The sequence below is a fragment of the Pseudocitrobacter vendiensis genome (genome assembly GCF_943590815.1).
Lineage (GTDB): Bacteria > Pseudomonadota > Gammaproteobacteria > Enterobacterales > Enterobacteriaceae > Pseudocitrobacter > Pseudocitrobacter vendiensis.
Map to the genome: position 1 here is coordinate 1 of NZ_CALSBS010000071.1, position 3,260 is coordinate 3,260.

Below are 3,260 nucleotides of genomic sequence, written 5' to 3' on the forward strand. Positions count from 1 at the left end.
AATGATGTAGGGGCTCAATGATAATGTCTATTTGTGGCTCATTAGGAATGTCCAGGCTATAGTTCTCAGACCTGTATGCCTGGTCAACAACTCACTTTTCCTGATGAGGAGTTTTCTATGGCTATACATGACACCGGGATGTTCACCGTGAAAGAAATCAACCGCCTCAAAACCCTTCAGGATGTCATCGACCGCAACCTGCGTCCTGGTCAGGCAGCCGAAATGCCACTGGGCATGAATAACCAGAGTCGTGGTCGCACCGGAAATCGCCTGCTTCCCGCATCAATGACTGATCAGGCCCTGAATATCATCCGTGAACGCTATGCCGATTTTGGCCCCACACTGGCGCGGGAAAAAGCTCGCTGAAAATCACGGGTTTGGTTTTCTTGTTCATTAAGTCACCTGTTTTGTGTTGAGGTGAGAATATCACCTTTAATCAGGTGGCCAAATTTACTGTGCCACTACATATAGCTCAAATCAGATGTCCGTATTATGATGATGCCTCACGGAACCGCTTAAACAGTCGGGAGACATTTCACGAGCGCAAAAAGCTCAGGAGTGTTTACTTTGTTTGATGCTATTCATATGAAAGGACAAATACCACCGGTATATCCACACTTCCAGCAGTTACTGTATCACCGGTCCTGCGCAGACTGGCGCTGAATAAGTGCTCGGTGACGAATGATGCAGGCCGACCGAGAGAAATCGCGGAATCTGGAGTAATCACGCTACCATTCGCTGATAACTGAACGCCCACATTTTGCGCGTATCCATCACCCTCACTGTTGCTGAATACCGTCGGATAGCTGGCATCATCAACGTCACCTTTGAAGGTAATCGCCGGCCTGAGGTCAGTTCTGTCACAGGTCAACGTGATAATGAAATTCGTTTCGTTCTGTGAGTCTCCCGGATTCCGAAACTGCTGTGAATATGCTGAATTCAGCGAAACTTCGGCCGGAAAATCAGTAGCCTCACATCCAGAGACACTTACGTTACTTGCACTGTTAAGCTGCCATGTAAGAACTCTTACGCCTCCTAGTGTGCTTGTAACTAATGTTCCAGGGGGAATTATTCCACCCTCCACATTACCAATTTTAATTAGATCAAATCTTCGTTGACCATATTGATGGACAGTAACGGTCGTACCAGTTAGCGATGCACTGTAATCTGGTGGAAATGTTACACCTGTTCCAATAGCAAGGGGATTTCCTCCACTTGTCGAACGGGTTGCCGTCCGAATTGCAAGACCCGGCACTCCTGTATCAATGAGTGTCTCTCCGTTATATTCAATTGTTCCGTATGACGACCCACCCCACACAGATAAATCGCCAATATCGCAACTCATAAAACCTGCTCCTGCCGATCCCATAGCAAGGGCATCTGCTATTTCCCCGCTACTTCCCCCAGTCGTTGCTAAAATGGTTCCATTCGGAGTATTAGGTAAAACAGTGATATCACCGAACTCAAGCATAAGTGTTCCCTCTCTGCCAGAGGAGATGAAACTACATGCAGCAGATGCCGTTTTTGTCATAGCTACCAACAAAAGGAGTGAACAAGAAATAGTCTTTTTCATTTACTCTCAATCCATTCTGGCCCTGTTGGGCTGTGTTGATATATTTTCTTTAAATAGAAGGTATGTAATAGGAACGCACTGACAAACCCAGAATATTATTAATTACAGCAGACGCTGATTAAGCCCAAACGAATATTCTACTTATGAATTAACGAGTTGCTGTAGTTATAATTCATTTATTCATATACATATCATTTCAGCCATAATTATTCCGTTACTTTTTCGTGCGTCTGATAATTTAAAACTGCTATTGCAGCTCTTTCCGCCCGGCAGTATTACCGAGAGTTTTGCACCGTCAGTCAGCCCGGTCATATATACCTGACCCCCCTCTCCGGTAATCCCGCTGCTTTCGCCGGCATTCACCGTGGCCCCGAATGGAACAGACTGCCCCTTGTGCATCAGTGTCAACAACGTGCGGTACCCTACACTGGTTTCATAATCCATCAGCACCAGAGCTTCTCGCGTCGGTATCACCTTTTTCACCGGCTGGATCAGATCCACACCTTCATCCATCGTAGAGGTGTCCAGTGTGATGCTATTTTCCCGGTAAGCCATGATTGACGGCACCACGGCATAACCTCTGGCATCCGTAATCAGCCCGGTTTTGTTCTGTACCTTCACGTTTTGAGCCCCAGGCGCACGTACCAGCGCATAGCTGCTGCCCTCACTTAGAGGTGGTGACAATGTAACGCCATAAGGATGTATCACAGCTGCTCCCTGAACGCCCCAGTTTATACGCTGGCTTTCACCGTAAAAATCAGAGTACCCTAAATTCATTGTTGCGAGCCCGCCCTGATAAGTGCCTGATAAGGCTGTACTGTTACTGGTATTTCCCGAAGCCTGCTTACTACGAGCCTGAGAAACAGCCCATGCCAGGTTGCGGCCTTCCAGCATGGTGCCGGTCAGCGTACTGTTTACAGAAGACGAGCCGGTATCAGTGCGTGTGAAGCTGTTACTCATACGTATAGAATTACTGTTACCAGACAGCCATTTACCCAGCGGAAGGCTGACACTGACCGAGGTCACATTATCGATTTTCCCCGTTCGACCGCTCTTGTTCTGGCTCTGATTTAGGTTTACCGAAGCACCGCTGAACGTTTTACTCCAGCTACCTGCGATGCTCCGGCTTCGCGTGTCGGCTCCCCAGTACTCCAGTTGATTTGCCGACAGGGACATCGCACCCAGCGGCCCCATGTTCTGGCTTAGATTTAACTGAGCGCGGCTTTTCAGTACCGAATGATTGCTTCGTTTACGCATGTAATAATTGTTGCTGGCTTCATCGAAATCATAATACCCGTCGGTTGCATAACGGTATCCAGCGAGCGTCATGCTGGTACCGGTGGTATCGAAGCGTTTGCTGTATCGTGCGCGCCATGACTGCCCGGCCTGTTTTTCTTCGCTGTTAAAGTGAGTCTCTGCATGAGCAACATCAATAGATACTGCTCCCAGCATGCCAAGTCCCTGCCCCACACCCAGCATACCGGAGCGGTAGTTCTCTGCTGCAATCAGTCCTGAGTACAAGGAGGTATTATTGAGTACCCCGTAGAGGAATTCCGCCTGACCGAAGAGCTGTGCCAGGGTATCATCCCGGTTGTAGTAACGTGATCCAAATTCCCCGGCGGTTAGCGAATATTTGAGCGCCCCCTTTCGTACAGAAATGGGCGGGGACGCAAATGACTGTGTGTAT

3 protein-coding genes are annotated in these 3,260 nt (G+C 48.3%); 1 reads left to right on the forward strand and 2 read right to left on the reverse strand.

The genetic code is table 11. The features are described 5' to 3' along the window. Window positions 1-117 precede the first annotated feature (117 nt). On the forward strand, window positions 118-366 hold the full coding sequence (locus NMC31_RS25925) for a hypothetical protein (protein ID WP_253899395.1): 249 nt from the start codon (window positions 118-120) through the stop codon (window positions 364-366). 211 nt (window positions 367-577) lie between these two features. On the opposite strand, the gene NMC31_RS25930 is transcribed toward NMC31_RS25925, so the two are convergent. After that, a complete protein-coding gene (locus NMC31_RS25930; protein WP_253899396.1) occupies window positions 578-1,573 on the reverse strand; it encodes a fimbrial protein in 996 nt (331 codons plus the stop codon). Window positions 1,574-1,753: 180 nt separating this feature from the next. Then, window positions 1,754-3,260, reverse strand: a 1,507-nt coding sequence (locus NMC31_RS25935) for a fimbria/pilus outer membrane usher protein (RefSeq protein WP_253899397.1), incomplete at its 5' end; no start/stop codon positions are given.